This is a genomic window from Actinoplanes sp. NPDC089786 (genome assembly GCF_040684855.1).
In the GTDB taxonomy this organism is placed as follows: Bacteria; Actinomycetota; Actinomycetes; order Mycobacteriales; family Micromonosporaceae; genus Actinoplanes.
Window position 1 is genome coordinate 215,237 of the sequence record NZ_JBFBGU010000003.1, and the last position, 23,469, is coordinate 238,705.

Genomic DNA, 23,469 nt, shown 5'->3' on the forward strand with positions numbered 1-23,469 from the left:
GAGGGAGGTGACCGATGGGGCAGCCCAGGCAATCGCACGATCCGCGGGGAAACTTGGTCCGTCCCTACGCGGTCACCCGCGGCCGGACCGAGCCGCAACGGGACATTCCCATCGAGGCTGTCCTGGTCGCCAGCCAGGCCAACGTGCAGGAAGCCCGGTTCGCCGGGCACGACAAATATCGCATCGCGCTGCTGTGTGAGCCGAGGGCCCAATCCCTGGCCGAGATCGCGGCGTACCACCGGCTACCGCTGGGGGTCGCCCGCGTGCTCGTCGCCGACATGGTCGCCGACGGACTGCTGGCGTTGCACAGTGCCGCTCCCAGACAAGGATTCGCGGAGCGGATGGATCTGCTGGAGAGGGTGTTGAGTGGACTTCGCAAGCTCTGAGCGGGCGGGGGCGCAACCCAAGGAGATCACCTCCGCGAAGATCGTGATCGCCGGCGGCTTCGGCGTCGGCAAGACGACTCTGGTCGGTGCGGTCTCCGAGATCGAACCGCTCACCACCGAGGCGGTGATGACGTCGGCCAGCTCGGGCGTCGACGACGCGTCCAAGGTGCCCGGCAAGGAGACGACCACGGTCGCCATGGACTTCGGCCGCATCACGATGGCCGACGACCTGATCCTCTACCTGTTCGGCACGCCCGGCCAGACCCGGTTCTGGTTCATGTGGGACGAGCTCATCCGGGGTGCCGTCGGCGCCGCGGTGCTGGTCGACACGCGCCGCATCTCGGACGCGTTCGCCCCGCTCGACTACTTCGAGAACCGGCACCTGCCCTACCTGGTCGCCCTGAACTGCTTCGACGGCGCGCCGCGGTACGAGCCGGAGGAGGTCCGCGAGGCCCTCGCCATCGCGCCGCACGTGCCGCTGATCATGTGTGACGCCCGCCACCGCGACTCGGTCAAGGCGGTCCTGGTCGGCGTCGTCGAACACGCGATGGCCACGCTGGTCGAGGAACAGGGCCGAGGCTTCCCCACGCCGGTCGGCTGACATCCGCCACCTTCCGGGACATCAAGGTCACAATCTTGATGTCCCGGGTTCGTCGTGGACCAGACCGTCGCTCCCGCCGGAGACCGGTCGCTGCGCTCCCTGCCAGGTGCGTAGTGGCTGAGCTGTGTCCGCTGCGCGGACTGAACCCCACGCTCGCTGCGCTCGCTGTCGCGCACTCGCCGCCCGCGCCCTCTTACGGGGTTGATCTTGATGGGTTGATCCTGACGGGTTGATCTGAAGAGGGAGCGTCAGGGGGCCAGGCGGTAGCCGCGCTTGACGACCGTCTGGACGATGCCGGCGGTGCCGAGGCCGGCACGGAGGCGGGCCACGGCCATCTCGACCGCGTGCTCGTCGGCGCCTCGCGGGAGCATGTGCAGCAGGGCGGCCCGGGAGAGGACCTTGCCGGGGGTGGCGGCCAGCGCCCGGAGGACGGCCATCGGGGCGGGGGCCAACGGGCGCAGTTCGCCGTCGAGGATGGCCGCGTGGCCGCGGAGGGTCAGCGAGTGGCCCGAGATTTTGATCGTGCGGGCGCGTTTCGGCAGCTCCTCGACGATGGTGCGGACCAGAGCGCTCAACCGGGCCCTGGGCGGGGCGACCACCGGCACGTCGCGGCTGCGGAGCGGGGCGGCGGTGACCGGGCCCACGCAGGCGGCCAGCACGTCGGTGCGGAAGGCCGCGAGGATGTTGTCGCACTCGGGGCCGGCGGCGCGCAGCAGGGCGCCCACCGCGGGGGCCGAGGTGAAGGTCACGGCGTCGACCAGGCGGGCCGAGACCAGGTCGACCAGTCGGTGCAGCGGCGCCGGGTCGGTGGGCGGGGCCCAGCGGTAGACCGGGACCTCGATCACCCGGGCGCCGGCCGACTGGAGGGTCTCGGTGTATTCGGGCTGGGACTCGCCGTGCAGCTGGATGGCGATCGTCAGGCCGGCCAGGCCACGGCCGCCGAGGTGGTCGAGGATCTCGTCGAAGCTCTCGCCCTCGGGGGCCCACTGGTCCTGCAGGCCGGCCGAGCGGACCGCCGCCCTCGCCTTGGGGCCGCGGGCGACCAGGTAGGCCCGGGACAGCGCCGCGCGCAGCGGGTCGGCCAGGCCCCAGCCCTCGGCCGCCTCCAGCCAGCCGCGCATGCCGATGCCGGTGTTGACCAGCACCACGTCGGGTGGGGTCTCCAGGCAGGCCCGGGTGGCGGCGCGCAGCTCGGCGTCGTCGGCGATCGGGACGATGCGCAGCGCGGGGGCCAGCACGACCCGGGCGCCGCGACTCTCCAGCAGCCCGGCCAGCTCGTCACGCCGGCGGTCGGCGGTCACCCCGACGGTGTAGCCGGACAGTGACGCCGTCGGCTCGGCCAGGGCCGAGGCGGCGATGACGGCGCGTCTGGATCCCCCCGTGCGCTCCGTCATCCCATACGCATTTCGAAAAGCCGCGGCGTGGCCGAACGGTCCACCGAAGGGCACGCTCGGAGATCGCCGTCCTCAGCGTCGACCCGCTCCCATGTCGCGCCTGCGTTCTCCGCCGTACCTCCGACCGGCACACGCCGCGGCTTCTCCAGACCGGGCCGAAGCCCGGCCTTCACCGTCAGGTCCGTCCTCAACCCTGACGGTGGTTCCTGGGTGATGCCGCTGCCCACGACGGCTGTGGGGCCGGAGCCGCACCGCGTCGTCGAGCCATCCGCATCACGTGCCATGCGGAGAGCGTGCCGCCGGTCAATTTCGGCTTCGCGTCCCATTTGTTTCGAGCATGCAAAGACGCATCGACCCCTGGCCGGCCCTCCCGGGTGACCCGCTGCCTGACGGTGTTGGGCCTGCGGCTATGCTATAGAAGTCTGTTTTCCCGGTCCTAGCGGCGGAGTTCGAGGGCATCGTCACACCCGCCCTAAGGCCGCCCGTTTTGACCGCGGCGCGCACCGGCGGGTATTGTTGCCTGCTGTTGTGCGACAGCTGCCGGCGTACCCGCGGGTACGCTTGATGGTCGAGCTTGCTGCGACCAGCGCGCGCTTCCCAGAACCGACGACGAGACAAGGTATTTCTGTGCGTACGTACAGCCCGAAGCCGGGTGAGATCGAGCGTCAGTGGCACATCATCGACGCGTCGGACGTCGTCCTGGGCCGCCTGGCAACCCACACCGCGACCCTTTTGCGGGGGAAGCACAAGCCGACCTTCGCGCCCCACATGGACACCGGCGACTTCGTGGTGATCATCAACGCGGGCAAGGTGGCTCTGACCGGCAACAAGCGGCAGACCAAGGTTGCCTACCGGCACTCCGGTTACCCGGGCGGCCTCAAGCAGATCGGCTACGAGGAGCTGCTGAGCAAGCGCCCCGAGAAGGCGATCGAGCTGGCCGTGAAGGGCATGCTCCCGCACAACAAGCTGGCCCGACAGATCATCAAGAAGCTGAAGGTCTACCCCGGCGCCGAGCACCCGCATGCGGCCCAGCAGCCCAAGCCGTTCGAAATCATCCAGGTCGCGCAGTGAGCGCGGGAGAAGGCAGCAGCATGTCCGACGTTATCGAGCCCGAGGTCGTCGAGACCGTCGAGGCGCCCGCTGAGGCGGTCGCCGAGACGGTCGTCGTGGTCGAGACGCCCGCGCCGGCCCCGGTCCGTGCCCCGCGTCCCGGTGACCGTCCCATCCAGACCGTCGGCCGCCGCAAGGAGGCCATCGTCCGGGTCCGACTCGTTCCCGGCAGCGGCAAGATCACCTGCAACGGCCGTGATATCGAGGCGTACTTCCCGAGCAAGGTGCACCAGCAGCTGATCCGCGAGCCGTTCGTGACCACCGAGAAGGCCGAGACCTTCGACGTCATCGCCAACCTGCGTGGCGGCGGCATCACCGGGCAGGCCGGCGCGCTGCGCCTCGGCATCGCCCGGGCCCTGATCACCAACGAGCCCGACGACCGGCCCGCGCTGAAGAAGGCCGGCTTCCTCACCCGTGACTCGCGGGTCAAGGAGAGCAAGAAGTACGGCCTCAAGAAGGCCCGTAAGGCTCCGCAGTACTCGAAGCGCTGATCTTGCGCCTCGGCTGACCGAACGGCCGGGTGCGGCCCCTCTCGCCAGGGGACGCGCCCGGCCGTTTCGTGTTTTCTCCGACCCTGACCACTGACGCAAAGGAAGCCGCCATGGGGCGTCTCTTCGGCACCGACGGCGTACGCGGACTCGCGAACGGCGACCTCACCCCCGAACTCGCCCTCTCGGTCGCCATCGCGGCCGGGACGGTGCTGGTCGAGAGCGACGCCAGCCACCAGCCGCTGGCCATCGTCGGCCGTGACCCGCGGGCCAGCGGCGAGATGCTGGAGGCGGCGGTGGTGGCCGGGCTGACCAGCGTCGGCGCGAACGTGGTCCGGGTCGGCGTGCTGCCGACGCCGGCGGTCGCCTTCCTGGTCGGGCAGGCCAACGCCGACCTGGGTGTGATGGTCTCGGCCTCGCACAACCCGATGCCGGACAACGGCATCAAGCTGTTCGCGGCCGGCGGGCAGAAGCTGCCGGACGACCTGGAGGTGCGGATCGAGGCGGCCATCGCCGACGGGCACGGCCTGGTCGGGCGGCCCACCGGCGGCGACATCGGCCGGGTGCACGACCTGCTGGACGGCGCCGAGCACTACGTGAAGCACCTGGTGTCGTCGCTGCCGCACCGGCTCGAGGGCATCAAGGTCGTGGTCGACTGCGCGAACGGCGCGGCCAGCGAGGTCGGCCCGGACGCCTACCGGGAGGCGGGCGCCGAGGTGATCGAGATCTTCGCCGAGCCGGACGGCCTGAACATCAACGACGAGTGCGGCGCGACCCACCTGGAGGCGGTCAGTGAGGCCGTCGTGCGGCACGGCGCCGACCTGGGCATCGCCCACGACGGTGACGCCGACCGCTGCCTGGCCGTGACCGCCTCGGGTGAGGTCGTCGACGGCGACCAGATCATGGCCATCCTGGCCCTGGCCATGCGCGACGCCGGCACGCTGGCCGACAACACGCTGGTCGCGACCGTGATGAGCAACCTGGGCCTGCGCCTGGCCATGAAGCGGGAGAACATCCGGCTGATCGAGGCCAAGGTCGGCGACCGGTACGTGCTGGAGGAGCTGGCGGCCGGCTCGTTCTCGCTGGGCGGCGAGCAGAGCGGTCACATCGTGATGCCGGCCTTCGCCACCACCGGCGACGGCGTGCTGACCGGGATGCACCTGATGGCCCAGATCGCCTCGTCCGGCAAGTCGCTGGCCGACCTGGCGTCGGTGCTGCACACGCTGCCGCAGGTGCTGATCAACGTGAAGGTCGCCGACCGGGCCGCGGGCGCCGCCGCCCCGACCGTGCAGGCCGCCGTGGCGCTGGCCGAGGAGGAGCTGGGCGAGACCGGGCGGGTGCTGCTGCGCCCCTCCGGCACCGAGCCGCTCGTCCGGGTGATGGTCGAGGCCGCCACCGAGGAGCAGGCCCGCTCGGTGGCCGAGCGGATCGCCGAGGACGTCCGCGCGGCCAGCCCCGCCTAGACCTTCCGCAGCCGCCGCGCCGCCTCGTCGATCACGTCCTCGCGCTTGCAGAAGGCGAATCGGATCAGGTGGCGGCCGGCGTCCTGGTGGTCGTAGAAGACCTGGGTGGGCACGGCCACCACGCCGCACCGGGCGGGCAGCGACCGGCAGAAGTCGGCGCCGTCGGTCCCGCCCAGCGGCGTGATGTCGGCGGTGACGAAGTAGGTGCCCTCGGACGGCAGCACCCGGAAGCCGGCGTCGGCCAGCCCGGCCACCAGCCGGTCCCGGCGGGACTGGAGGCTGTCCCGGAAGCCGGTGAAGTAGGCGTCCGGCAGGCCCAGGGCCACGGCCACCGCGGGTTGCAGCGGGGCCGCGTTCACGAACGTCAGGAACTGCTTGACCCGCTGCGCGGCGGACACCAGGGCGGTCGGCCCGGTGGCCCAGCCGATCTTCCAGCCGGTGCACGAGAAGGTCTTGCCCGCCGACGAGATGCGCAGCGTGCGCTCACGCATGCCGGGCAGCGTGGCCAGCGGGACGTGCGGGCCGGACGCGTCGGTGAAGACCAGGTGCTCGTACACCTCGTCGGTCACCGCGTACACGTCGTGCTCCTGGCACAGCGACGCGATCAGGGTGAGCTCGTCGCGGGTGAAGACCTTGCCGGTCGGGTTGTGCGGCGAGTTCAGCAGCACCAGGCGGGTCCGCGGCCCGAACGCCGCCCGCAGCTCACCCTCGTCGAACGCATACCGCCCGTCCGGTCCGGGCCGCAGCGTGACCGGCCGCCGCACGGCTCCGGCGAGCGTGATCGACGCCGCGTACGAGTCGTAGTAGGGCTCGAAGCACACCACCTCGTCGCCGGTCTCGCACAGCCCGAGGATGCTCGCCGCGACCGCCTCGGTGGCGCCCGCCGTGACCACCACCTCGGTGTCCGGGTCGGTCGCGAGCCCCCAGAACCGCTGGTCGTGGTCGGCGATCGCGTGCCGCAGGGCCGGGATGCCGGCCAGCGGCGGGTATTGGTTCGCTCCGCCGCGCAGCGCCTCGGCCGCCGCCGCCAGCATCTCGGGCGGCCCGTCGGTGTCGGGGAAGCCCTGCCCGAGGTTGATCGACCCGGTGCTGAGCGCCAGCGCCGACATCTCGCTGAAGATGGTGGTCCCGAACGGCCGCATGCGCGCGACCAGCTGATCCGCCGTCACGCCCGGAAGCCTACGGTGCTACCCGCCGATGAGCGCCTTCGTGCAGGTGACCGAGGCGAACGCGCCGGTCTTGGAGCTTTTCACGACCTCTTTGCCGTCGACCAGCGCCCGGCAGCTGATGTCGCCCTCGTCGCCGGAACCCCGCACCGCGACCACCGAGACGAAGGCGGCGCCGTCCATCGTCGTGCTGAACTTCCACGGCAGCTTCGGCTTGCTGATCGTCTTGGGCCCGTCGCTGATGTTGGCGAAGTAGACGATGTCGATCGGCCCGTCGCCGCGGACCTCGTAGGTCACCTTGACCTGCTTGCCCGAGTCGGGCCAGCCGGGGAGGTCGGGCAGCGTCGGGACGGTGGTCGGCAGGTCGGGGATGTCGACCGGGTTGGACGGCAGGGCCGGCAGCGTCGGCTTGGTGATCGGCTCGACGATCTCCTTGGCCTTGTCGGTCGCCTGCTGGTAGATCAGCACGCCGGCCGTGGCCACGCCGCCACAGAGCAGCAGGCTGACCGCGAGGATCACCGCGACGATGGGCAGGTTGCTCCGGCGCGGTGGCCGTGGCGGCGGCGGGGGCGGCCCGGGCGGCGGCCCGTAGTCGGGCTGGAACTGCGACGTCGGGGGCTGGTAGGGCGGGACGGACGCCGAACCGGGCTGGTAGCCCGTGGAGTCGGGTCGTGCCCATGGCGAGCCACCGGCGGCCGGGGTTGTGGGATAGGGAACGTCCGGCGGTTCGTTGCTCACGTCGTCTCCCGGGAGGCACGGGGGGTGACCCGAACGGTACACCGAGCCGCAAAGCCACCTCCGAGCTGACCGAACGGCTATTTCAATCACCTACGATGCGCGAAAGTACTCGTCTTGCGCATGACGCGTGAGCGAAAGTCGGATACGCTGCCCCACATGTGTGGGATCGTGGGTTACGTCGGTAATCGCCCGGCGCTCAGTATCGTGCTCGACGGATTGCGGCGGCTGGAATACCGCGGATATGACTCCGCGGGTGTGGCCGTCATCGACGCCGGTGCCGTGCGGACCGAGAAGCGGGCCGGCAAGCTGGCCAACCTCGAGAAGGCGCTGGCCGAGCGCACCAGCGACGGTATCGCATCGGGTCCGACGGCCATCGGGCACACCCGATGGGCCACGCACGGTGGACCGACCGACCGCAACGCGCACCCGCACCTCTCGGCCGACGGCCGGGTGGCGGTGATCCACAACGGCATCATCGAGAACTTCTCCCGGCTGCGGGCCGAGCTCGAGGCGACCGGCGTCGAGTTCCTCAGCGACACCGACACCGAATGCGCCGCCCACCTGCTCGCCGCCGAGATGCGCACGGTGCGCGAGAGCGGCGTGGCCGACGGCCCGGCCCTGCTGGCCGAGGGCATGCGCCGCACCGTGCGCCGGCTGGAGGGCGCCTTCACGCTGCTCGCGGTCGACGTCGAGGTGCCCGACGCGGTGGTCGCCGCCCGGCGCAACTCGCCGCTCGTGGTCGGCCGCGGCGACGGCGAGAACTTCCTGGCCAGTGACGTCTCGGCGTTCATCGAGCACACCCGCGAGGCGATCGAGCTGGGTCAGGACCAGGTCGTCCTGATCACCCCGGCCGGCATCGAGATCACCGACTTCCTGGGCACGCCGGCCACCGGCAAGGAGTTCCACGTCGACTGGGACGCCGCCGCCGCCGAGAAGGGCGGCTACGACTACTTCATGCTCAAGGAGATCGCCGAGCAGCCGCAGGCCATCGCCGACACCCTGCTGGGCCGGCTCTCCGACCGCGGCGAGATCGTGCTCGACGAGGTCCGGCTCACCGACCAGGACCTGCGCGACGTCGACAAGGTCTTCATCGTGGCCTGCGGCACGTCGTACCACGCCGGCATGGTCGCCAAGTACGCGATCGAGCACTGGGTGCGCATCCCGTGCGAGGTGGAGCTGGCCAGCGAGTTCCGCTACCGCGACCCGATCCTGGACCGCTCGACCCTGATGATCGTGATCAGCCAGTCCGGCGAGACCATGGACACCCTGATGGCCCTGCGCCACGCCAAGGAGCAGAAGGCCCGGGTGCTGGCGATCTGCAACACCAACGGCTCGACCATCCCGCGTGAGTCGGACGCCGTGCTCTACACGCACGGCGGCCCCGAGATCGCGGTGGCCTCGACCAAGGCGTTCGTCACCCAGCTCGTGGCCTGCTACCTGATCGGCCTCCACCTGGCCCAGATCCGCGGCGTGATGTACGCCGACGAGGTCGCCGCCGTGGTCGACCGCCTCCAGCAGACCCCCGACCAGCTGCGTGAGCTGCTGGCCGGCATGGAGGACGTCCGCGCCCTGGGCCGCGAGCTGCGGACCGCCTCGACGCTGCTCTTCATCGGCCGGCACGTCGGCTTCCCGGTGGCCCTGGAGGGCGCCCTGAAGCTCAAGGAGCTGGCCTACATGCACGCCGAGGGCTTCGCGGCCGGCGAGCTCAAGCACGGCCCGATCGCCCTGATCGACGAGGGCACCCCGGTGGTCTGCGTGGTGCCGTCGCCGGCCGGTCGCGGCGTGATCCGCGACAAGGTCGTCTCGAACATCCAGGAGGTGCGGGCCCGCGGCGCCCGCACCATCGTGATCGCCGAGGAGGGCGACGACACGGTCAGCGCGTACGCCGACCACCTGATCGTCGTGCCACGCACGCCCACCCTGCTCGCCCCGCTGATGACCACGGTGCCGCTGCAGATCCTGGCCTGCGAGATCGCCGCCGCCCGGGGCCACGACGTGGACCAGCCGCGCAACCTGGCCAAGTCGGTCACCGTCGAGTAGCACCGGGCGTCAGACCCGGCCCAGCGTGATCGACGCCAGCCCGTCCAGCGCCGGGCGCCCCGGATCCCAATATCCGGAGTGCCCGGCGTCGGGCTGACTGGGCACCACCCGAGCGCCGAAGTCGTCGTCGACCGGGTTGCGGCCGTGCCACAGCTCGTCCTCGGGTAACCCGAAGGCGGCCGGGCCTAGCACCGGCGCCAGGCCGGTGGCCGTCAGGTCGCGGCCCAGCGCGTCCGGGGCCGGGGCGGCGTACTGCACCACGTCGCTGACCGACGACATCGCGTAGACCGACGGCACCGCCAGGTCGGCGGCCCGGTCGACGCCGGCGCCGGGCGACCCGACGAGGACCACCGCGTCGGCCTCCAGGCCCGGGGTGGCCGCGGCCGACCCCACCACCAGCGACCCGTAGCTGTGGCCGAGCACGGTGAACCGGCCGGTCTGGTCGCTGTGGGCGGCCCGCAGCCCCGCCTGGAACTGCCGCAGCGCCGTCGCCCCGGCCACCGCCCGGTCGCGGCCGGCCGCCTCCGGCACGGTGTCGGGGGTGTCGTAGCCGAGCCAGAGAACCGCGCTGGTCGCCGTGGCCGGGTCGAGGGCGGTGGCCCGGGCCGCCACCAGCGCGGCCCGGTCCCGCTCGCGTGGCTGGTCGGCCGCCATCCCCGGCACGTGGGTGAGCACGTTGGACGCCGCGTCGGGGTCACCGGAGGCGAGCACGATGTGGTCGTGGTCGGCCCGCAGCAGATAGCTCCGCGGGCCGGCCGGGTCGTCGAGATCGATCCGGCCGTCGACGAGCAACCGGTTGGCCAGGTCGCGGGTGGCGGCGGGCAGGCCGTCGCGCCCGCCGACCAGCTCGGGCTCGGTGGCGATGAGCCAGAAGCGCTGGGCCGGCGTGAGGCCCGCCCACCACACGGCGACCCGGGCCGGGGCGGCCGGCGGCGGCGGGAACGGCGGCGGCGCGGCGCCCAGGTCGCTCATCAACGAGTCGGCCAGCTCGGCCAGGCGGGCCGTGGCCTCGGCGTCGGCCGCGCCGGCGAGCCGCAGCGCGTCCTGGATCGGGGCCATGGCCTGTCCGAACCAGGGCGCCACGGGCGGCGTGACCCGGCCGTCGTCGTCGACCCGGAGACCGGCCCGGGTGGCGATCTCGACGCCCCGGCTCAGCAGCGCCCGGGCCCGCCTCAGCGCGCCCGCCCATTCGCTCAGCGCCTGATCGGCCGACCAGCAGTGCAGCTGGATCTGGACGGCCACGCGGCGCAGCTTCTCCAGGTGGGCGGTCGCGGCCTCGGCCGCCGCCCCGGTCCAGGCGGCGGTGATCCGGCCGATCCGCGCGGCGATCTGCGCGGCCCACCGACCGGCGGTCGCGGCGTGTTGTCGCCACGCGACGGCCACCGCGAGCCAGCGGTCGGGGTCGGTCGCGCGCAGCCGGGCGTACGTGATCGAGACCTCGGTCATCGCACGGCCCGCAACCGGCCGGCGATCTGCTCGTCGGCCTCGTCGTAGTCGCGGACGACCGCGGCCAGCCGGTCGGCCGCGCCGGCCAGGTCGGTGGCCAGCAGACCACCACGCACCCCGGTCGCCGTGGCCAGGGCGCCGGCCGCGTCGGACGTCGCCCAGCGGGGCGTCGACAGGGTCGCCGGGGGATGAGCGGCGCGCACGGTCGCGCTCAGCGCCAGCAGTGGGCGTACACAAGCTTGCAAGGCCTGGGTGTCGACCTCGAGATCGGGACTCATGCCGGGAAAGGTAGAAGGATTCCCGGCCGCGGCGGACGGGCCTGTGGACAACCCGATGTCCACAGGCCCGGCCGTCGAACATTCATTAGGGTTATCGCGTGATCGTGGCAGTCGGCATCGACGTCGTCCTGGTGGAACGCTTCGCCGGCGCCCTGGAGCGGACGCCGCTGCTGGCCGACCGGCTCTTCACCGAGGGTGAACGCTTCACCTCGTCCGGCAATCCGCGCTCGCCCGAGTCGCTGGCGGCCCGGTTCGCGGCCAAGGAGGCGGTGGCCAAGGCGCTCGGCGCACCGGCCGGTCTGCGCTGGCACGACTGTGAGATCGTGGCGGATCCCGACGGGCGGCCCTGGCTCACGGTGTCCGGCACGGTGGCGGCCGCGGCCGTCGAGCGGGGCGTCGCCCGGTGGCACCTGTCGCTGTCCCACGACGGCGGCATCGCGTCGGCGATGGTGGTTGCGGAGAGTTAGGGGAGGACATCGACATGCGGCTTGCCTGGCGCGTCGCCGACGTGCGCGCGGCCGAGAAGGCGCTGATGGCCACGCTGCCGGCGGGCACGCTGATGCAGCGGGCCGCGGCCGGCCTGGCCCGGCGCTGCGGGCTCCTGCTGACCGGGTCCGGCGGCGTCTACGGCGCCCGGGTGCTGCTGCTGGTCGGCAGCGGCGACAACGGCGGCGACACCCTCTACGCGGGCGCCCGGCTGGCCGAACGCGGGGCCCAGGTACGCGCCCTCCTGCTGAACCCCGACCGCGTCCACCTGGATGGCCTGGCCGCCCTCCGGGCATCCGGCGGCTTCACCGTGCGTGACCTGCCGGTCCAGGCCGACCTGGTGCTCGACGGCATCGTGGGCATCGGGGCCAGCGGCGGGCTGCGGCCCGAGGCGGCGAGCCTGGTCAAGGCGCTGGGTGGGCTGCGGGCGCGGGACGGTGGCCGGCCGCCGGTGGTCGCGGTGGACGTGCCGAGCGGTGTGACGGTCGACACCGGTGACGTGCCCGGCGAGGCGGTGACCGCGGACGTGACGGTGACCTTCGGCTACCTCAAACCCGCCCATGTGGTGGGTCCGGCGGCGCCCCGGGCGGGCCAGGTCGACCTGGTCGACATCGGGCTCGGCCCGATGCTGAGGAGCGATCCGGCGGTACGCGTGCCCGACGCGGAAGACATCGCCGAATGGTGGCCCACGCTCGGCGCGGAGTCCGACAAGTACAGCCGTGGCGTCGTCGGGGTGGCCACCGGCTCGGCCACGTATCCCGGCGCGGCCCTGCTGTCCACGACCGGCGCCCTGGCCGGGCCGACCGGCATGGTCCGCTACGCCGGCAGCGCCCACGCCGAGGTCGTCCGCGCGCATCCCTCGGTGGTGGCGGCGCCGCGGGTCGGCGAGGCCGGAAGGGTGCAGGCCTGGGTCTGCGGCTCGGGCCTGGGCACCGACGAGGCCGCCCGCACGGAGTTGCGCAGCGTGCTGGCCACCTCGCTGCCGGTCCTGCTCGACGCCGACGCGCTGACCCTGCTGGTGGACGGCAAGCACGCCGACGACCTGCGCCGGGACGCCCCGCTGGTGCTCACCCCGCACGACGGCGAGTTCAAGCGGCTGGCCGGCGAGGCGCCCGGCGCCGACCGGATGGCCGCCGCCCTGCGGCTGGCCGCCTGGATCAACGCCGTCGTCCTCCTCAAGGGTGATCGCACCATCGTGGCCACCCCGGCCGGCCAGGTCTGGGCCAACCCGACCGGTACGTCCGCCCTGGCCACCGCGGGCAGCGGCGACGTGCTCGCCGGGCTGCTGGGCTCGTTGCTGGCGGCCGGGCTGGCGCCCGAGCGGGCCGCGGTCGCGGCGGCCTACCTGCACGGGCTGGCCGGCCGCCGGGCCGCGGCGGACGGACCGGTCACCGCGCCGGACGTGGCCGCGGCGCTGCCCGGCGCGATCCGGGACACCGTCGGTCCCGTTCCCGCTCAGTAGGCTGGGAGCCATGTGGCAGGCCGAGGTCCGGGTCGATCTGGACGCGATCCGGGACAACGTGGCGTTGTTGCGCGCCCGCACCACCGCCGAGGTGATGGCCGCGGTCAAGGCCGACGGCTACGGCCACGGCATGGTTCCGGCGGCCCGGGCGGCGCTGGCCGGCGGCGCGACCTGGCTCGGCGTGGCCACCCTGGACGAGGCCCTGACCCTGCGCCGCGCCGGCATCACCGCGCCCGTGCTGGCCTGGCTCAACGCCCCCGGGCTGCCGCTGCATGACGGGGTGGCGGCCGGTGTCGACCTGAGCGCGGCGAGCCTGGAGCAACTGGCCGAGCAGGTCACCGCCGCCCGCGGGGCCGAGCGGGCGGCTCGCGTCCATCTGAAGCTCGACACCGGGCTCGGCCGCGGCGGCGCGCCGGCCGACGAGTGGCCCGCGCTGGTCGAGGCGGCGGCCAAGGCCGAGGCGGCGGGCGACATCGAGGTGGTCGGCGTGTGGAGCCACTTCGCCTGTGCCGACTCGCCGGGCCACGAGTCGATCGGCCGGCAGCTGGCCGCGTTCGCCGACGGGCTCGCGGTGGCCGAACAGACCGGTGTGACGCCGCGCTACCGGCACATCGCCAACTCGGCGGCCCTGCTGACCCGGCCCGACGCGCACTACGACCTGGTCCGGCCGGGCATCGCGATCTACGGGCTGTCGCCGATCGAGGGCGAGGCGTTCGGCCTGCGCCCGGCGATGACCGCCCAGGCCCGGATCGCCATGGTCAAGCGCGTGCCGGCCGGACAGGGCGTCTCGTACGGCCTGACCTACCACACCGAGCGGGAGACCACCCTGGCCCTGGTCCCGCTCGGCTACGGCGACGGGGTGCCCCGGCACGCGTCGAATGCCGGGCCGGTGGAGGTCAACGGGCGGGTGCACACCATCGCCGGCCGGGTGTGCATGGACCAGATCGTGATCGACTGCGGCGACGACCCGGTGGCGCCGGGCGACGTGGCCACGCTGTTCGGTCCGGGCACGCCCACCGCCGACGACTGGGCCGCCGTGTGCGGGACGATCAACTACGAGATCGTGACGCGGTTCGGCGGGAGCCGGGTGCCGAAGGTCTACGACGGGGGTCATCCATGAGCCGGCCGGCCATCACCAAGAAGCACGTCGGCATCGTCGGCGCCGTGGTCGGTGTCGCCGCGGCCGGCCTGGCCACCGCGTTCGCGGTCGAGCGGGCGCTGGTCCGCCGATCGGTGAACGCGCCCGGCGACCCGCACCGCGAGGAGGAGTTCGGCGACCAGCCGTTCGACGAGGAGCTGACGGTCACCGCGGCCGACGGCACCGACCTGCACGTCGAGGTGGTCGAGCCGGCCGACGGGCCGAACGACCGGCCGACGATCGTCTTCGTGCACGGCTTCGCCCTGGACATGGGCACGTTCTACTTCCAGCGCAAGGTGCTGACCGAGCAGGGCGACCACCGGATGGTCTTCTACGACCAGCCGGGCCACGGCCGGTCCGGCAAGCTGAAGTCGGGCGACTACGACATCGCCGCGCTGGGCAAGTCGCTGGCCGCGATCCTCGACAAGACCGTGCCGACCGGCCACATCATCCTGGTCGGGCACTCGATGGGCGGCATGACGATCATGGCGTTCGCCGAGCAGTACCCCGAGTGGTTCGGCGAGCGGGTCACCGGCGTGGTGCTGATCTCGACCTCGGCCGGCCTGATCGACAAGACCAAGATCGGCCTGCCCACCCTGGTCGCGCGGGCCAGCGCGCCCTGGTTCCCGATCTGGAACACCGCCGCGCGGCTCGGCGGCCCGGCCATCAACAAGGCCCGCATTGCCACCTCCGACCTGGCCTGGCTGCTCACCCGGCGGTACGGCTTCGGCGAGGACAAGCCGAGCGCCTCGCTGGTCACCTTCGTCGAGCAGATGAACGCCAAGACGTCGGTCGAGACGCTGACGAAATACCTGCACACGCTCTACACGCACAACCGGTTCCCGGCCCTCTCCGCGTTGCGCGGCGTCCCGGTGCTGGTCATCGTCGGCACCAAGGACTATCTGACCCCGGTCACCCACTCCGAGGAGATCCTCCGGCACCTGCCCGAGGCGGTGCTCAGGAAGATCGACAACAGCGGCCACGTGGTGATGCTCGAGAAGGCCGACGACGTGAACGCGGCGATCCTGCCGTTCCTGGAGAAGATCTCGTGATCCTGCTCTCCACAGTGGAAGACACCCGTTCCTTCGGCCGCCGGCTGGCCTCGGTGCTGCGACCCGGCGACCTGGTGCTGCTGACCGGGCCGCTGGGCGCCGGCAAGACCGCGATGGCGCAGGGGATCGGGGCCGGGCTGGGCGTCCAGGGCGCGATCACCTCGCCGACGTTCGTGATCGCCCGGGTGCATCGCGGGCCGGTGCCGATGGTGCACGCGGACGCGTACCGGCTGGGTGATCGCCCCGACCCGCGGGCCGAGATCGACGACCTCGACCTGGACGCCTCGGCCGGCGACGCGGTCACCGTGGTCGAGTGGGGCGAGGGCCTGGCCGAGCAGCTCAACGACGAATACCTCCAGGTCCGCATCGACCGCCGCGACGACGACACGCGGGTGGTGGACCTGATCCCGCACGGCGCCGACTGGGAAACAAGGATCAAGGACATCGACGAATGAACCTTCTGGAGCTGCTGCCCGCCCCCTGGCCGGAGGCGCTGGCCGAGCACCTGGACGCGGAACGGACCGCCGCCCTGGGCGAGTTCATCGCGGCCGAATACCGCGACCACACGATCTATCCGCCGATCGAGGACCTGTTCGCGGCCTACCGGCTGTGCCCGCCCTCGTCGGTTTCGGTCATGATCCTCGGGCAGGACCCCTATCACGGTCCGGGCCAGGCGCACGGGCTCAGCTTCAGCGTTCGTGACGGTGTGCGCATCCCGCCGTCGTTGCGCAACGTGTTCAAGGAGCTGGCTTCGGACCTCGGAGTGACGGTGCCGTCCACAGGGGACCTGACCGGCTGGGCGCGGCAGGGTGTGCTGCTGCTCAACGCGGTGCTGACCGTCCGGGCGACCAAGGCCGGCTCGCACGCGGGCAAGGGCTGGGAGGCGTTCACCGACGCGACGATCGAGGCGTTGAACGCGCGGGACGACCGGATCGTCTTCCTGCTCTGGGGCGGCTACGCCCGCAAGAAGGCCGCGCTGATCACCAACCCGGCCCACATCGTGCTGGAGGCCGGGCATCCCAGCCCGCTCAACCGGGCCGGTTTCCTCGGCACGCGCCCGTTCAGCGCGGCGAACAAGGCGCTGGCCGACGCGGGCCGTCCGACGATCGTCTGGGGCTAGCCGTGTTCGTACTGGCCCTGGACACCGCGACGCCGGCCTCGACCGCCGCCGTCGCCGAGGTCACCGGCGCCGGCCTGCACGGCCTGGCCGAACGGCGGACCGTCGACCCGCGTGCGCACGGCGAGCTGCTCGCGCCCCAGATCCACGCGACGCTGGCCGAGGCCGGGGTGCGTCCCGGCGACCTCGGCGCGATCGTCGCCGGCCTCGGGCCGGGCCCGTTCACCGGGCTCCGCGTTGGGCTGGCCACCGCGGCGAGCATGGGCCAGGCGCTGGGCATCCCGACGTACGGTGTCTGCAGTCTTGACGGTCTTGGTCGCGCTGCGGGGCCGGGCCGGGTGCTGGTGGCGACCGACGCCCGCCGCAAGGAGATCTACTTCGCGACCTATCTGGACGGACACCGCGTCACCGAACCGGCGGTGGCGAAGCCGGCCTCCTTCACCGGCCGGGCCGACCGGGCCGTGGGGGAGGGCGCCGTGAAGTACAGCGACATCATCGGGCTGCCGATCGACGAGCACGTGCTCTACCCGCCCGGCGCCGCCCTGATCGCGCTGGCCGCCGACCGGGTCCTGGGTAAGGCCGCCGGCGAGCTGCTCACCCCGCTCTACCTGCGCCGGCCGGACGCGGTCGAGCCGGCCGGGCGCAAGTCCGTGCTGCCATGACGCTGTCCCGGCTGCGGTGGTGGCACATCGACGAGGTGCTGCGGATCGAGGAAGACCTCTTCGGGGCCGAGAAGTGGTCGCCGGCGATGTTCTGGAACGAGCTCGCCCTGCGCCGCTACTACCTGATCTTCACCGAGGAGAACCAGATCCTCGGGTACGCCGGACTGTCCGTCGTGGACGCCGAGGAGTCCTGGGTGCAGAACATCGCGGTCCGCCGGGACGCCCAGACGCGGGGCATCGGGCGCGAGCTGCTGGAGGCGCTGCTCGCCGAGGCCGCCCGGCAGGGCAGCCGCAAGACGCTGCTCGAGGTGGCCGTCGACAACGAGCCGGCCCAGCGCCTGTACGCCCGATACGACTTCGAGCCGGTCGGCATCCGCCGCGGCTACTACCAACCCAGCAACACGGACGCCCTGGTGATGATGCGCAATGGCTGACGGCCCTCTCGTTCTCGGCATCGAGACCTCGTGCGACGAGACCGGCGTCGGCATCGTCCGCGGCCACACCCTGCTCGCCGACGCGCTCGCCTCCAGCGTCGACCAGCATGCCCGCTTCGGCGGCGTGGTGCCCGAGGTGGCCAGCCGCGCCCACCTGGAGGCCATCGTGCCGACCATGCGGCGGGCGCTGGACGAGGCGAAGGTCACCCTGGCCGATATCGACGCGATCGCCGTGACGGCCGGGCCGGGTCTGGCCGGCGCGCTGCTCGTCGGCGTCGCCGCGGCCAAGGGGTACGCCCTCGCGACGGACAAGCCGATCTACGGGGTCAACCACCTCGCCGCGCACGTGGCGGTGGACACCCTGGAGCACGGCCCGCTGCCCGAGCCGGCGATCGCCCTGCTGGTCTCCGGCGGCCACTCGTCGCTGCTGCTGGTCGACGACGTGACGGCCGGCGTGACACCGCTCGGCGCGACCATCGATGACGCCGCGGGCGAGGCCTTCGACAAGGTGGCGCGGCTGCTCGGGCTGGGCTTCCCGGGCGGGCCGGTGATCGACCGCCGGGCCCGTTCCGGCGACGCCGCCGCGATCCCGTTCCCGCGCGGGCTGACCGCGGCCAAGGACCTGGCCGCGCACCGCTACGACTTCTCGTTCTCGGGCCTCAAGACCGCGGTCGCGCGCTGGGTCGAGGCCCGGCAGCGGGAGGGGACGACGATCCCGGTGGCCGACGTGGCGGCCAGCTTCCAGGAGGCGGTCTGCGACGTGCTCACGGCCAAGGCGATCGAGGCCTGCCGGGCCAACGGCGTGGAGACGCTGGTGATCGGCGGCGGGGTGGCGGCCAACTCCCGGCTGCGGGTGCTGGCCACGGATCGTGCATCGAAACACGGCATCCGGGTACGCGTACCCCGACCGCAGTTGTGCACCGACAACGGCGCGATGGTCGCGGCGCTCGGCTCGCACCTCGTGGCGGCCGGCGTGGCGCCGAGCCGGCTGGATCTGCCCGCCGACTCCGCCATGCCATTGACGGCGATCACCGCGTGAAGGTAGGCAGTGGCTCATGATTGCGCGGATGTGGGAGGTGCGCGCCCTCGGCAGCGGCTTCGACGAGTTGCTGACCTGGGTGTGTGAGAAGGCCGTGCCTGAACTCGAGGTGCTGCCCCAACATGTGTCGACGGACGTCTACTCGTCCACCGACAAGCGCATCGTGGTCATCTCTCGATGGCGCCATTCCCCGGTCGCGATGCCGGCGCCGCCCGCGTCGCTGGTGGCGCGCTCGCCGCACGTCTGGGACTTCAGCCCGGTGGACCGCTGAATCGTCAGTTCCGCAGGGCGATGAACAGGGCGAGGATCACCAGCGTGACGATCGCGATGAGGAAGACCACGAGCAGCTCGCGCCGCGGGTGATCGTCCTCGGTGGCCGGCAGGTCGCTGGTCACGGCGGCGAGCTCAGACTTCGTGCGGGCGCCGACCGCCGCCTCGACCCGGGCCGCGAACTCGTCGAGCGTCAGCCGACCGGCGCCGGTGTGCCGCTCCAGGGCGGCCACCACTCGCTGGCGATCGTCGTCCGACGCACGGATGTCCACGGGCCGGATGCTAGCGAAGAAACTGGGTTGCCCGGTACCGCCGAATGGGCGTTCGCTAGGCGTATGTCGGAAGTGACTGAACGTAAGTTCGGGTGGTGGGACATGTGGGTCCACCCCGACGACGATCCACGGTCGGACGAGAACTTCGACGGCGAACGGGCCACGCTGCTGGGCTACCTCCGGGACTATCGGCTGACCCTCGAGATGAAGTGCGCCGGGCTGGACGCGGCCCAGCTGGCCGCCCGTTCCGTCCCCCCGTCGAACCTGTCGCTGCTGGGCCTGCTCCGGCACCTGGCGGGCGTGGAGCAGACCTGGTTCCGGCTACGGATGGCCGGGCAGGACGGGCCGCGGCTCTACCGCAGCGAGGACAATCCGAACGGCGACTTCGACGACGCGGTGGCTGACCCGGCGATGGTGGCCGAGGCGTGGGAACGCTGGCGGGAGGAGGTCGCGTTCGCCGACGCCTACGTCGCCGGCCAGGCCGACCTCGGCGTGATCGGCGCCGCCGGGGATCCGTTGCGGCAGGTCCTCGTCCACCTGATCGAGGAGTACGCCCGGCACTGCGGTCACGCCGACCTGATCCGCGAGCGCGTCGACGGGCGCGTCGGCCAGTAGCGTGGTTTCCGGGAGGTGGCCGCGATGCCGGAGGGCGACAACGACTTCGACGACATCGTCGCGCCCCTTCGCGAGGAGCGGTTCACCACCCGGCCGCCCCGGCGCCGGCTGTTCATCGCCGGGATCGCCTGTTGTGTCGCCGCGGTGGCGCTCTTCATCTTCGGCGGGGTCGAAGGCGCGGTGCTCGCCGTCATCCCCTGGATCGCCGGGATGCTGCTGGTCGTGGCCGGGCGTTCGAACCAATGACGAAAGGCGCGCCGTGGGGAGACGGCGCGCCTTTCGTTGATGTGGGTCGTGCGACGGTCAGAAGCCCGGGCCGTGCTGGTGGCCGTGGCCACCGTGGCTGTGCCCGTGGCTACTGCCGGCGGCCGGGTCGGGCTCGGCCGGCTTCTCCACCACGAGGCTTTCCGTGGTGAGCAGCAGGCCGGCGATCGACACGGCGTTGGAGACCGCGTTGCGGGTCACCTTGACCGGGTCGATGATGCCGGACGCGGCCAGGTCGACGTACTCGTCGGTGGCCGCGTTGAGGCCGTGGCCCCAGCCCAGCTCACGAACCTTGCCCACCACGACGTAGCCGTCGTGGCCGGCGTTCTGCGCGATCCAGCGCAGTGGCTCGTCCAGCGCCTTGCGGACGATCTGGACGCCGATGGCCTCCTCGCCGGTGAGGCCGAGGTTGCCGTCGAGCACCGAGGTGATCTGCGAGAGCGCGGCGCCGCCACCGGGGACGGTGCCCTCTTCCACCGCCGCCTTGGTCGCCGCGATGGCGTCCTCGATGCGGTGCTTGCGCTCCTTCATCTCGACCTCGGTGGCCGCGCCGACCTTGATCACCGCGATGCCGCCGGACAGCTTGGCCAGCCGCTCGGCGAGCTTCTCGCGGTCCCAGTCGGAATCGGACGCCTCGATCTCCTTGCGGATCTGAGCGACCCGGTCGGTCACCTCGGAGGAGACGCCGCCACCATCGACGATGGTGGTGTTCTCCTTGTCGACGACCACCCGGCGGGCGCTGCCGAGCATCTCCAGGGTGACCTGGTCGAGCTTGTAGCCCAGCTCGGGCGCGATCAGCTCGCCGCCGGTGGCGATCGCCATGTCCTGCAGCATCGCCTTGCGCCGGTCGCCGAAGCCGGGAGCCTTCACCGCGGCGACCTTGAAGGTCTTGCGGATCGCGTTGACCACCAGGGTGGACAGGGCCTGGCCCTCGACGTCCTCCGCGATGATCAGCAGCGGCTTGCCCGACTGGAGCACCTTCTCCAGCAGCGGGAGCATCTCCTCGACCGAGGAGATCTTCTGCGTGGTGATCAGGATGTACGCGTCCTCGAGGACGGACTCCTGCGACTCGGCGTCGGTCACGAAGTTCGGCGAGATGAAGCCCTTGTCGAACTGCAGACCCTCGGTGACCTCGAGCTCGGTGCTGAGCGCCGAACCCTCTTCCACCGTGATGACGCCGTCGCGGCCGACCCGGTCCATCGACTCGGCGATCAATTCGCCGATGGTGGCGTCCTGGGCCGAGATGGTGGCCACGTTGGCGATCGCCTTGTGGTCGTCCACGTCGACGGCCTTGTCGAGCAGCGCCTTGGAGATGGCCTCGGCGGCCAGGTCCATGCCCCGCTTGAGGCCGATCGGGTTGGCGCCCGCCGTCACGTTGCGCAGGCCCTCGCGAACGAGTGCCTGGGCGAGGACGGTCGCCGTGGTGGTCCCGTCGCCGGCGACGTCGTTGGTCTTCGTCGCCACCTCCTTGACCAGCTGGGCGCCGAGGTTCTGGTACGGGTCGGAGAGCTCGATCTCCTTGGCGATGGTGACACCGTCGTTGGTGATCGTGGGCGCGCCGAACTTCTTGTCGAGGACGACGTTGCGGCCGCGCGGGCCGAGGGTGACCTTGACCGTGTCGGCGAGCGTGTTGACGCCGTGCTCCAGCAGGTGCCGGGCGTCGTCTGAGAAGCTGAGAATCTTCGCCATCTATTGGTCCCTTCACGCACAGCCGCCCCGGTCCCCGTCGCCGGGGACCGAGGCGGTCAGCACATCAGTAGGTCACTTCTCGATGACCGCGAGGACGTCGCGGGCGGAGAGCACCAGGTACTCCTCGCCGGCGTACTTGACCTCGGTGCCGCCGTACTTCGAGTAGAGGACCGTCTCGCCGACCTTGACGTCGATCGGGACGCGGTTGCCCTTGTCGTCGATGCGTCCGGGGCCGACCGCGAGGACGGTGCCCTCCTGCGGCTTCTCCTTCGCGGTGTCGGGGATCACGAGGCCCGACGCCGTGGTGGTCTCCGCCTCATTGGCCTGGACCACGATGCGGTCCTCAAGCGGCTTGATCGCAACCTTGGTCGCGGTAGTCACGGGCATACCCTCCTGGGTACAGGTGTTGCCGACCTCGTCAGCGAGGCCGGACTGATGCCTCATGCCACCGGGCGGGGCCGTCGTCGCGGGTGCCGGTCCGCCTGGCGCAAACGCGGCCCATCGCTGGGCTCACGCTGGCACCCTCATGGTGAGAGTGCTAAGTCGGAGGTTATGCCGGAACTAGCACTCCGTCAACCAGAGTGCCAACGAGTTCGCCCAGGGGAGAATGTCGTCCCGTGGACCTCGAACTGTTGGCTGAGCTGCGTAATGACCACGAGGTCCTGGCGGCCGCCGCGGACCTGGCCGGCGGTGACGCGCTGACCGCCGGCACCGCGCTGCGCGCTCGTGGGGTGGAACCCGGGCTGGCCGCCGCGGCCCTCACCCAGGCCACCCTGCGACGCTCGGCGCGGGCAAAGTTCGGCGCCGCGGCCGACCGGATGTTCTTCACCCGTCCGGGTCTGGAACAGGCGACCCGGGCGGTGGTGGCCGAGCGCCGGGCCGCCCGCCTGGCCGCCGCCGGGGTGCGAACCGTCGCCGACCTCGGCTGCGGGCTGGGCGCCGACGCGCTGGCCTTCGCCCGGGCCGGCCTCCGGGTGCACGCCGTCGACGCCGATCCGCTCACCGCCGCGATCGCCGCCGCCAACGCGGACGCGCTCGGTCTCGCCGACCGCATCGAGGTGACCTGCGCCGACGCCACCACGGTCGAGGTCGAGCGGTTCGACGCGGTGTTCGCCGACCCGGCGCGCCGCAAGGCCGGGCGGGGCCGGGTGTTCGACCCCGCGTCGTTCTCGCCGCCCTGGGACTTCGTGGCCGGGCTGGCCGCCCGCGTGCCCCGGACGGTCCTGAAGCTCGCGCCCGGCATCGACCACGCCCTGCTCCCGGCCGGCGCCGAGGGCGAGTGGGTCAGCGTCGGCGGCGACCTGGTCGAGGCCGCCTTCTGGTGCGGCCCGCTGGCCGCGGTCCCGCGCCGCGCGACGTTGCTGCCGGGCGGTCAGGAGCTGACCGGCACCGGGGAGCGGGACGGACCGGTCGGGCCGGTCGGCCGCTGGCTCTACGACCCGGACCCGGCCGTGGTCCGCTCGCATCTGGTCGCGGAGTTCGCGTCGGCGGTCGGTGGCCGGCTCGCCGACCCCGAGATCGCCTACGTGTACGCCGACGACGCCGTCGACACCCCGTACGCCCGGCGCCTCGAGGTGCTGGACGTGCTGCCGTTCTCGCTCAAGCGCCTCCGGGCGGCGCTCCGCGAGCGGGGCGTCGGCCGCCTGGAGATCCGCAAGCGGGGCTCGGCCCTGGAACCCGACCGGCTCCGCCGCGACCTCAAACTCGCCGGCACGTCCGCCGCCGGCATCGTCCTGACCCGGGTGGTCGGCGCACCGACCGCCCTGATCACCACCCACTCCTGAGAAAGAGGGCGACCACGCACGCACGCCGAGCCCGTCGCCGGAGGCGAGGCGACCTCGGCGGGAGCAGCGGCCGGC

27 protein-coding genes are annotated in these 23,469 nt (G+C 72.3%); 19 read left to right on the forward strand and 8 right to left on the reverse strand.

From position 1 onward, the window contains the following. Positions 1-14 precede the first annotated feature (14 nt). Both AB0O15_RS15010 and AB0O15_RS15015 read left to right on the forward strand, forming a co-directional pair. Positions 15-386 (forward strand): DUF742 domain-containing protein, encoded by a 372-nt coding sequence (locus AB0O15_RS15010; protein WP_364318528.1) that lies wholly within the window; start codon positions 15-17, stop codon positions 384-386. Further along, on the forward strand, positions 367-987 hold the full coding sequence (locus AB0O15_RS15015) for an ATP/GTP-binding protein (protein ID WP_364318530.1): 621 nt from the start codon (positions 367-369) through the stop codon (positions 985-987). Before AB0O15_RS15010 ends, AB0O15_RS15015 begins: the two co-directional genes overlap by 20 nt. A gap of 248 nt (positions 988-1,235) precedes the next feature. On the opposite strand, the gene AB0O15_RS15020 is transcribed toward AB0O15_RS15015, so the two are convergent. Next, positions 1,236-2,381, reverse strand: coding sequence for a uroporphyrinogen-III synthase (locus tag AB0O15_RS15020; RefSeq protein WP_364318531.1), 1,146 nt, complete (start codon positions 2,379-2,381; stop codon positions 1,236-1,238). A 627-nt stretch (positions 2,382-3,008) separates the two neighbouring features. Here AB0O15_RS15020 and rplM point away from each other — a divergent pair. From rplM to glmM, 3 genes are all read left to right on the forward strand, one after another. After that, the gene (gene rplM, locus AB0O15_RS15025; RefSeq protein ID WP_364318533.1) at positions 3,009-3,452 is read left to right on the forward strand and encodes a 50S ribosomal protein L13; all 444 of its coding nucleotides are present in this window, start codon (positions 3,009-3,011) and stop codon (positions 3,450-3,452) included. Positions 3,453-3,472: 20 nt separating this feature from the next. Further along, positions 3,473-3,982: a 30S ribosomal protein S9 gene (gene rpsI / locus AB0O15_RS15030; protein WP_364318535.1), complete on the forward strand. Its 510-nt coding sequence runs from the start codon at positions 3,473-3,475 to the stop codon at positions 3,980-3,982. A 110-nt stretch (positions 3,983-4,092) separates the two neighbouring features. Further along, positions 4,093-5,442 (forward strand): phosphoglucosamine mutase, encoded by a 1,350-nt coding sequence (gene glmM, locus AB0O15_RS15035; RefSeq protein WP_364318537.1) that lies wholly within the window; start codon positions 4,093-4,095, stop codon positions 5,440-5,442. Here glmM and AB0O15_RS15040 read toward each other — a convergent pair. After that, positions 5,439-6,611 carry a pyridoxal phosphate-dependent aminotransferase gene (locus tag AB0O15_RS15040; RefSeq protein ID WP_364318539.1) on the reverse strand — a complete coding sequence of 391 codons (1,173 nt, stop codon included), beginning with the start codon at positions 6,609-6,611 and terminating at the stop codon, positions 5,439-5,441. The genes glmM and AB0O15_RS15040 overlap by 4 nt on opposite strands. Positions 6,612-6,629: 18 nt before the next feature. Continuing rightward, positions 6,630-7,346: an MmpS family transport accessory protein gene (locus tag AB0O15_RS15045; RefSeq protein WP_364318541.1), complete on the reverse strand. Its 717-nt coding sequence runs from the start codon at positions 7,344-7,346 to the stop codon at positions 6,630-6,632. A 156-nt stretch (positions 7,347-7,502) separates the two neighbouring features. On the opposite strand from AB0O15_RS15045, the gene glmS reads away from it, so the two are divergent. After that, positions 7,503-9,386: a glutamine--fructose-6-phosphate transaminase (isomerizing) gene (gene glmS, locus AB0O15_RS15050; RefSeq protein WP_364318543.1), complete on the forward strand. Its 1,884-nt coding sequence runs from the start codon at positions 7,503-7,505 to the stop codon at positions 9,384-9,386. 9 nt (positions 9,387-9,395) lie between these two features. On the opposite strand, the gene AB0O15_RS15055 is transcribed toward glmS, so the two are convergent. Both AB0O15_RS15055 and AB0O15_RS15060 read right to left on the reverse strand, forming a co-directional pair. Beyond that, positions 9,396-10,832, reverse strand: coding sequence for an alpha/beta hydrolase (locus AB0O15_RS15055; RefSeq protein WP_364318545.1), 1,437 nt, complete (start codon positions 10,830-10,832; stop codon positions 9,396-9,398). Then, complete coding sequence (locus AB0O15_RS15060) at positions 10,829-11,110, reverse strand: hypothetical protein (RefSeq protein WP_364318547.1); 282 nt, start codon at positions 11,108-11,110, stop codon at positions 10,829-10,831. The genes AB0O15_RS15055 and AB0O15_RS15060 overlap by 4 nt, the downstream gene beginning before the upstream one ends. Positions 11,111-11,208: 98 nt before the next feature. Between AB0O15_RS15060 and AB0O15_RS15065 the strand changes: the two genes are divergently transcribed. Genes AB0O15_RS15065 through AB0O15_RS15110 form a run of 10 tightly spaced genes read left to right on the forward strand, consistent with a single transcriptional unit; the run spans position 11,209 to position 18,771 of the window. Then, positions 11,209-11,577, forward strand: a complete 369-nt coding sequence (locus AB0O15_RS15065) for a holo-ACP synthase (protein WP_364318549.1) — start codon at positions 11,209-11,211, stop codon at positions 11,575-11,577. Positions 11,578-11,591: 14 nt separating this feature from the next. After that, on the forward strand, positions 11,592-13,058 hold the full coding sequence (locus AB0O15_RS15070) for an NAD(P)H-hydrate dehydratase (protein WP_364318551.1): 1,467 nt from the start codon (positions 11,592-11,594) through the stop codon (positions 13,056-13,058). A gap of 10 nt (positions 13,059-13,068) precedes the next feature. Beyond that, positions 13,069-14,178, forward strand: coding sequence for an alanine racemase (gene alr / locus AB0O15_RS15075; RefSeq protein ID WP_364318553.1), 1,110 nt, complete (start codon positions 13,069-13,071; stop codon positions 14,176-14,178). After that, entirely contained in the window at positions 14,175-15,248 is a 1,074-nt protein-coding gene (locus AB0O15_RS15080; protein ID WP_364318555.1) for an alpha/beta hydrolase, read from the forward strand. Before alr ends, AB0O15_RS15080 begins: the two co-directional genes overlap by 4 nt. Next, on the forward strand, positions 15,248-15,703 hold the full coding sequence (gene tsaE, locus AB0O15_RS15085) for a tRNA (adenosine(37)-N6)-threonylcarbamoyltransferase complex ATPase subunit type 1 TsaE (protein ID WP_364319035.1): 456 nt from the start codon (positions 15,248-15,250) through the stop codon (positions 15,701-15,703). The genes AB0O15_RS15080 and tsaE overlap by 1 nt, the downstream gene beginning before the upstream one ends. Continuing rightward, positions 15,700-16,368: a uracil-DNA glycosylase gene (gene ung / locus AB0O15_RS15090; RefSeq protein WP_364318557.1), complete on the forward strand. Its 669-nt coding sequence runs from the start codon at positions 15,700-15,702 to the stop codon at positions 16,366-16,368. Before tsaE ends, ung begins: the two co-directional genes overlap by 4 nt. Positions 16,369-16,370: 2 nt before the next feature. After that, positions 16,371-17,027: a tRNA (adenosine(37)-N6)-threonylcarbamoyltransferase complex dimerization subunit type 1 TsaB gene (gene tsaB, locus AB0O15_RS15095; protein ID WP_364318558.1), complete on the forward strand. Its 657-nt coding sequence runs from the start codon at positions 16,371-16,373 to the stop codon at positions 17,025-17,027. After that, positions 17,024-17,461: a ribosomal protein S18-alanine N-acetyltransferase gene (rimI, locus tag AB0O15_RS15100; protein WP_364318560.1), complete on the forward strand. Its 438-nt coding sequence runs from the start codon at positions 17,024-17,026 to the stop codon at positions 17,459-17,461. Before tsaB ends, rimI begins: the two co-directional genes overlap by 4 nt. Continuing rightward, entirely contained in the window at positions 17,454-18,500 is a 1,047-nt protein-coding gene (gene tsaD, locus AB0O15_RS15105) for a tRNA (adenosine(37)-N6)-threonylcarbamoyltransferase complex transferase subunit TsaD (protein WP_364318562.1), read from the forward strand. Before rimI ends, tsaD begins: the two co-directional genes overlap by 8 nt. A gap of 16 nt (positions 18,501-18,516) precedes the next feature. Continuing rightward, positions 18,517-18,771: a hypothetical protein gene (locus AB0O15_RS15110; RefSeq protein ID WP_364318564.1), complete on the forward strand. Its 255-nt coding sequence runs from the start codon at positions 18,517-18,519 to the stop codon at positions 18,769-18,771. Positions 18,772-18,775: 4 nt separating this feature from the next. Here AB0O15_RS15110 and AB0O15_RS15115 read toward each other — a convergent pair whose 3' ends face one another. Next, positions 18,776-19,042, reverse strand: a complete 267-nt coding sequence (locus tag AB0O15_RS15115) for a DUF1707 domain-containing protein (protein WP_364318566.1) — start codon at positions 19,040-19,042, stop codon at positions 18,776-18,778. 63 nt (positions 19,043-19,105) lie between these two features. On the opposite strand from AB0O15_RS15115, the gene AB0O15_RS15120 reads away from it, so the two are divergent. Then, entirely contained in the window at positions 19,106-19,657 is a 552-nt protein-coding gene (locus AB0O15_RS15120) for a DinB family protein (protein ID WP_364318568.1), read from the forward strand. A 24-nt stretch (positions 19,658-19,681) separates the two neighbouring features. Continuing rightward, a complete protein-coding gene (locus AB0O15_RS15125; RefSeq protein WP_364318570.1) occupies positions 19,682-19,903 on the forward strand; it encodes a hypothetical protein in 222 nt (73 codons plus the stop codon). 57 nt (positions 19,904-19,960) lie between these two features. Here AB0O15_RS15125 and groL read toward each other — a convergent pair whose 3' ends face one another. Next, positions 19,961-21,610: a chaperonin GroEL gene (groL, locus tag AB0O15_RS15130; protein WP_364318572.1), complete on the reverse strand. Its 1,650-nt coding sequence runs from the start codon at positions 21,608-21,610 to the stop codon at positions 19,961-19,963. A gap of 72 nt (positions 21,611-21,682) precedes the next feature. Further along, positions 21,683-21,997, reverse strand: coding sequence for a co-chaperone GroES (gene groES / locus AB0O15_RS15135; RefSeq protein ID WP_084558066.1), 315 nt, complete (start codon positions 21,995-21,997; stop codon positions 21,683-21,685). A gap of 230 nt (positions 21,998-22,227) precedes the next feature. Between groES and AB0O15_RS15140 the strand changes: the two genes are divergently transcribed. After that, the gene (locus tag AB0O15_RS15140) at positions 22,228-23,394 is read left to right on the forward strand and encodes a methyltransferase domain-containing protein (protein WP_364318574.1); all 1,167 of its coding nucleotides are present in this window, start codon (positions 22,228-22,230) and stop codon (positions 23,392-23,394) included. Positions 23,395-23,469: the final 75 nt, after the last annotated feature.

Bases quoted from the DNA above. Each gene is read 5' to 3' on its own strand.
- AB0O15_RS15010 (WP_364318528.1), top strand. From the start codon at position 15: ATGGGGCAGCCCAGGCAATCGCACGATCCGCGGGGAAACTTGGTCCGT.
- AB0O15_RS15020 (WP_364318531.1), bottom strand. From the start codon at position 2,381: ATGACGGAGCGCACGGGGGGATCCAGACGCGCCGTCATCGCCGCCTCG.
- rpsI (WP_364318535.1), top strand. From the start codon at position 3,473: ATGTCCGACGTTATCGAGCCCGAGGTCGTCGAGACCGTCGAGGCGCCC.
- glmM (WP_364318537.1), top strand. From the start codon at position 4,093: ATGGGGCGTCTCTTCGGCACCGACGGCGTACGCGGACTCGCGAACGGC.
- glmS (WP_364318543.1), top strand. From the start codon at position 7,503: ATGTGTGGGATCGTGGGTTACGTCGGTAATCGCCCGGCGCTCAGTATC.
- AB0O15_RS15055 (WP_364318545.1), bottom strand. From the start codon at position 10,832: ATGACCGAGGTCTCGATCACGTACGCCCGGCTGCGCGCGACCGACCCC.
- AB0O15_RS15060 (WP_364318547.1), bottom strand. From the start codon at position 11,110: ATGAGTCCCGATCTCGAGGTCGACACCCAGGCCTTGCAAGCTTGTGTA.
- AB0O15_RS15070 (WP_364318551.1), top strand. From the start codon at position 11,592: ATGCGGCTTGCCTGGCGCGTCGCCGACGTGCGCGCGGCCGAGAAGGCG.
- alr (WP_364318553.1), top strand. From the start codon at position 13,069: ATGTGGCAGGCCGAGGTCCGGGTCGATCTGGACGCGATCCGGGACAAC.
- AB0O15_RS15080 (WP_364318555.1), top strand. From the start codon at position 14,175: ATGAGCCGGCCGGCCATCACCAAGAAGCACGTCGGCATCGTCGGCGCC.
- ung (WP_364318557.1), top strand. From the start codon at position 15,700: ATGAACCTTCTGGAGCTGCTGCCCGCCCCCTGGCCGGAGGCGCTGGCC.
- rimI (WP_364318560.1), top strand. From the start codon at position 17,024: ATGACGCTGTCCCGGCTGCGGTGGTGGCACATCGACGAGGTGCTGCGG.
- tsaD (WP_364318562.1), top strand. From the start codon at position 17,454: ATGGCTGACGGCCCTCTCGTTCTCGGCATCGAGACCTCGTGCGACGAG.
- AB0O15_RS15110 (WP_364318564.1), top strand. From the start codon at position 18,517: ATGATTGCGCGGATGTGGGAGGTGCGCGCCCTCGGCAGCGGCTTCGAC.
- AB0O15_RS15120 (WP_364318568.1), top strand. From the start codon at position 19,106: ATGTCGGAAGTGACTGAACGTAAGTTCGGGTGGTGGGACATGTGGGTC.
- AB0O15_RS15125 (WP_364318570.1), top strand. From the start codon at position 19,682: ATGCCGGAGGGCGACAACGACTTCGACGACATCGTCGCGCCCCTTCGC.
- groL (WP_364318572.1), bottom strand. From the start codon at position 21,610: ATGGCGAAGATTCTCAGCTTCTCAGACGACGCCCGGCACCTGCTGGAG.
- groES (WP_084558066.1), bottom strand. From the start codon at position 21,997: ATGCCCGTGACTACCGCGACCAAGGTTGCGATCAAGCCGCTTGAGGAC.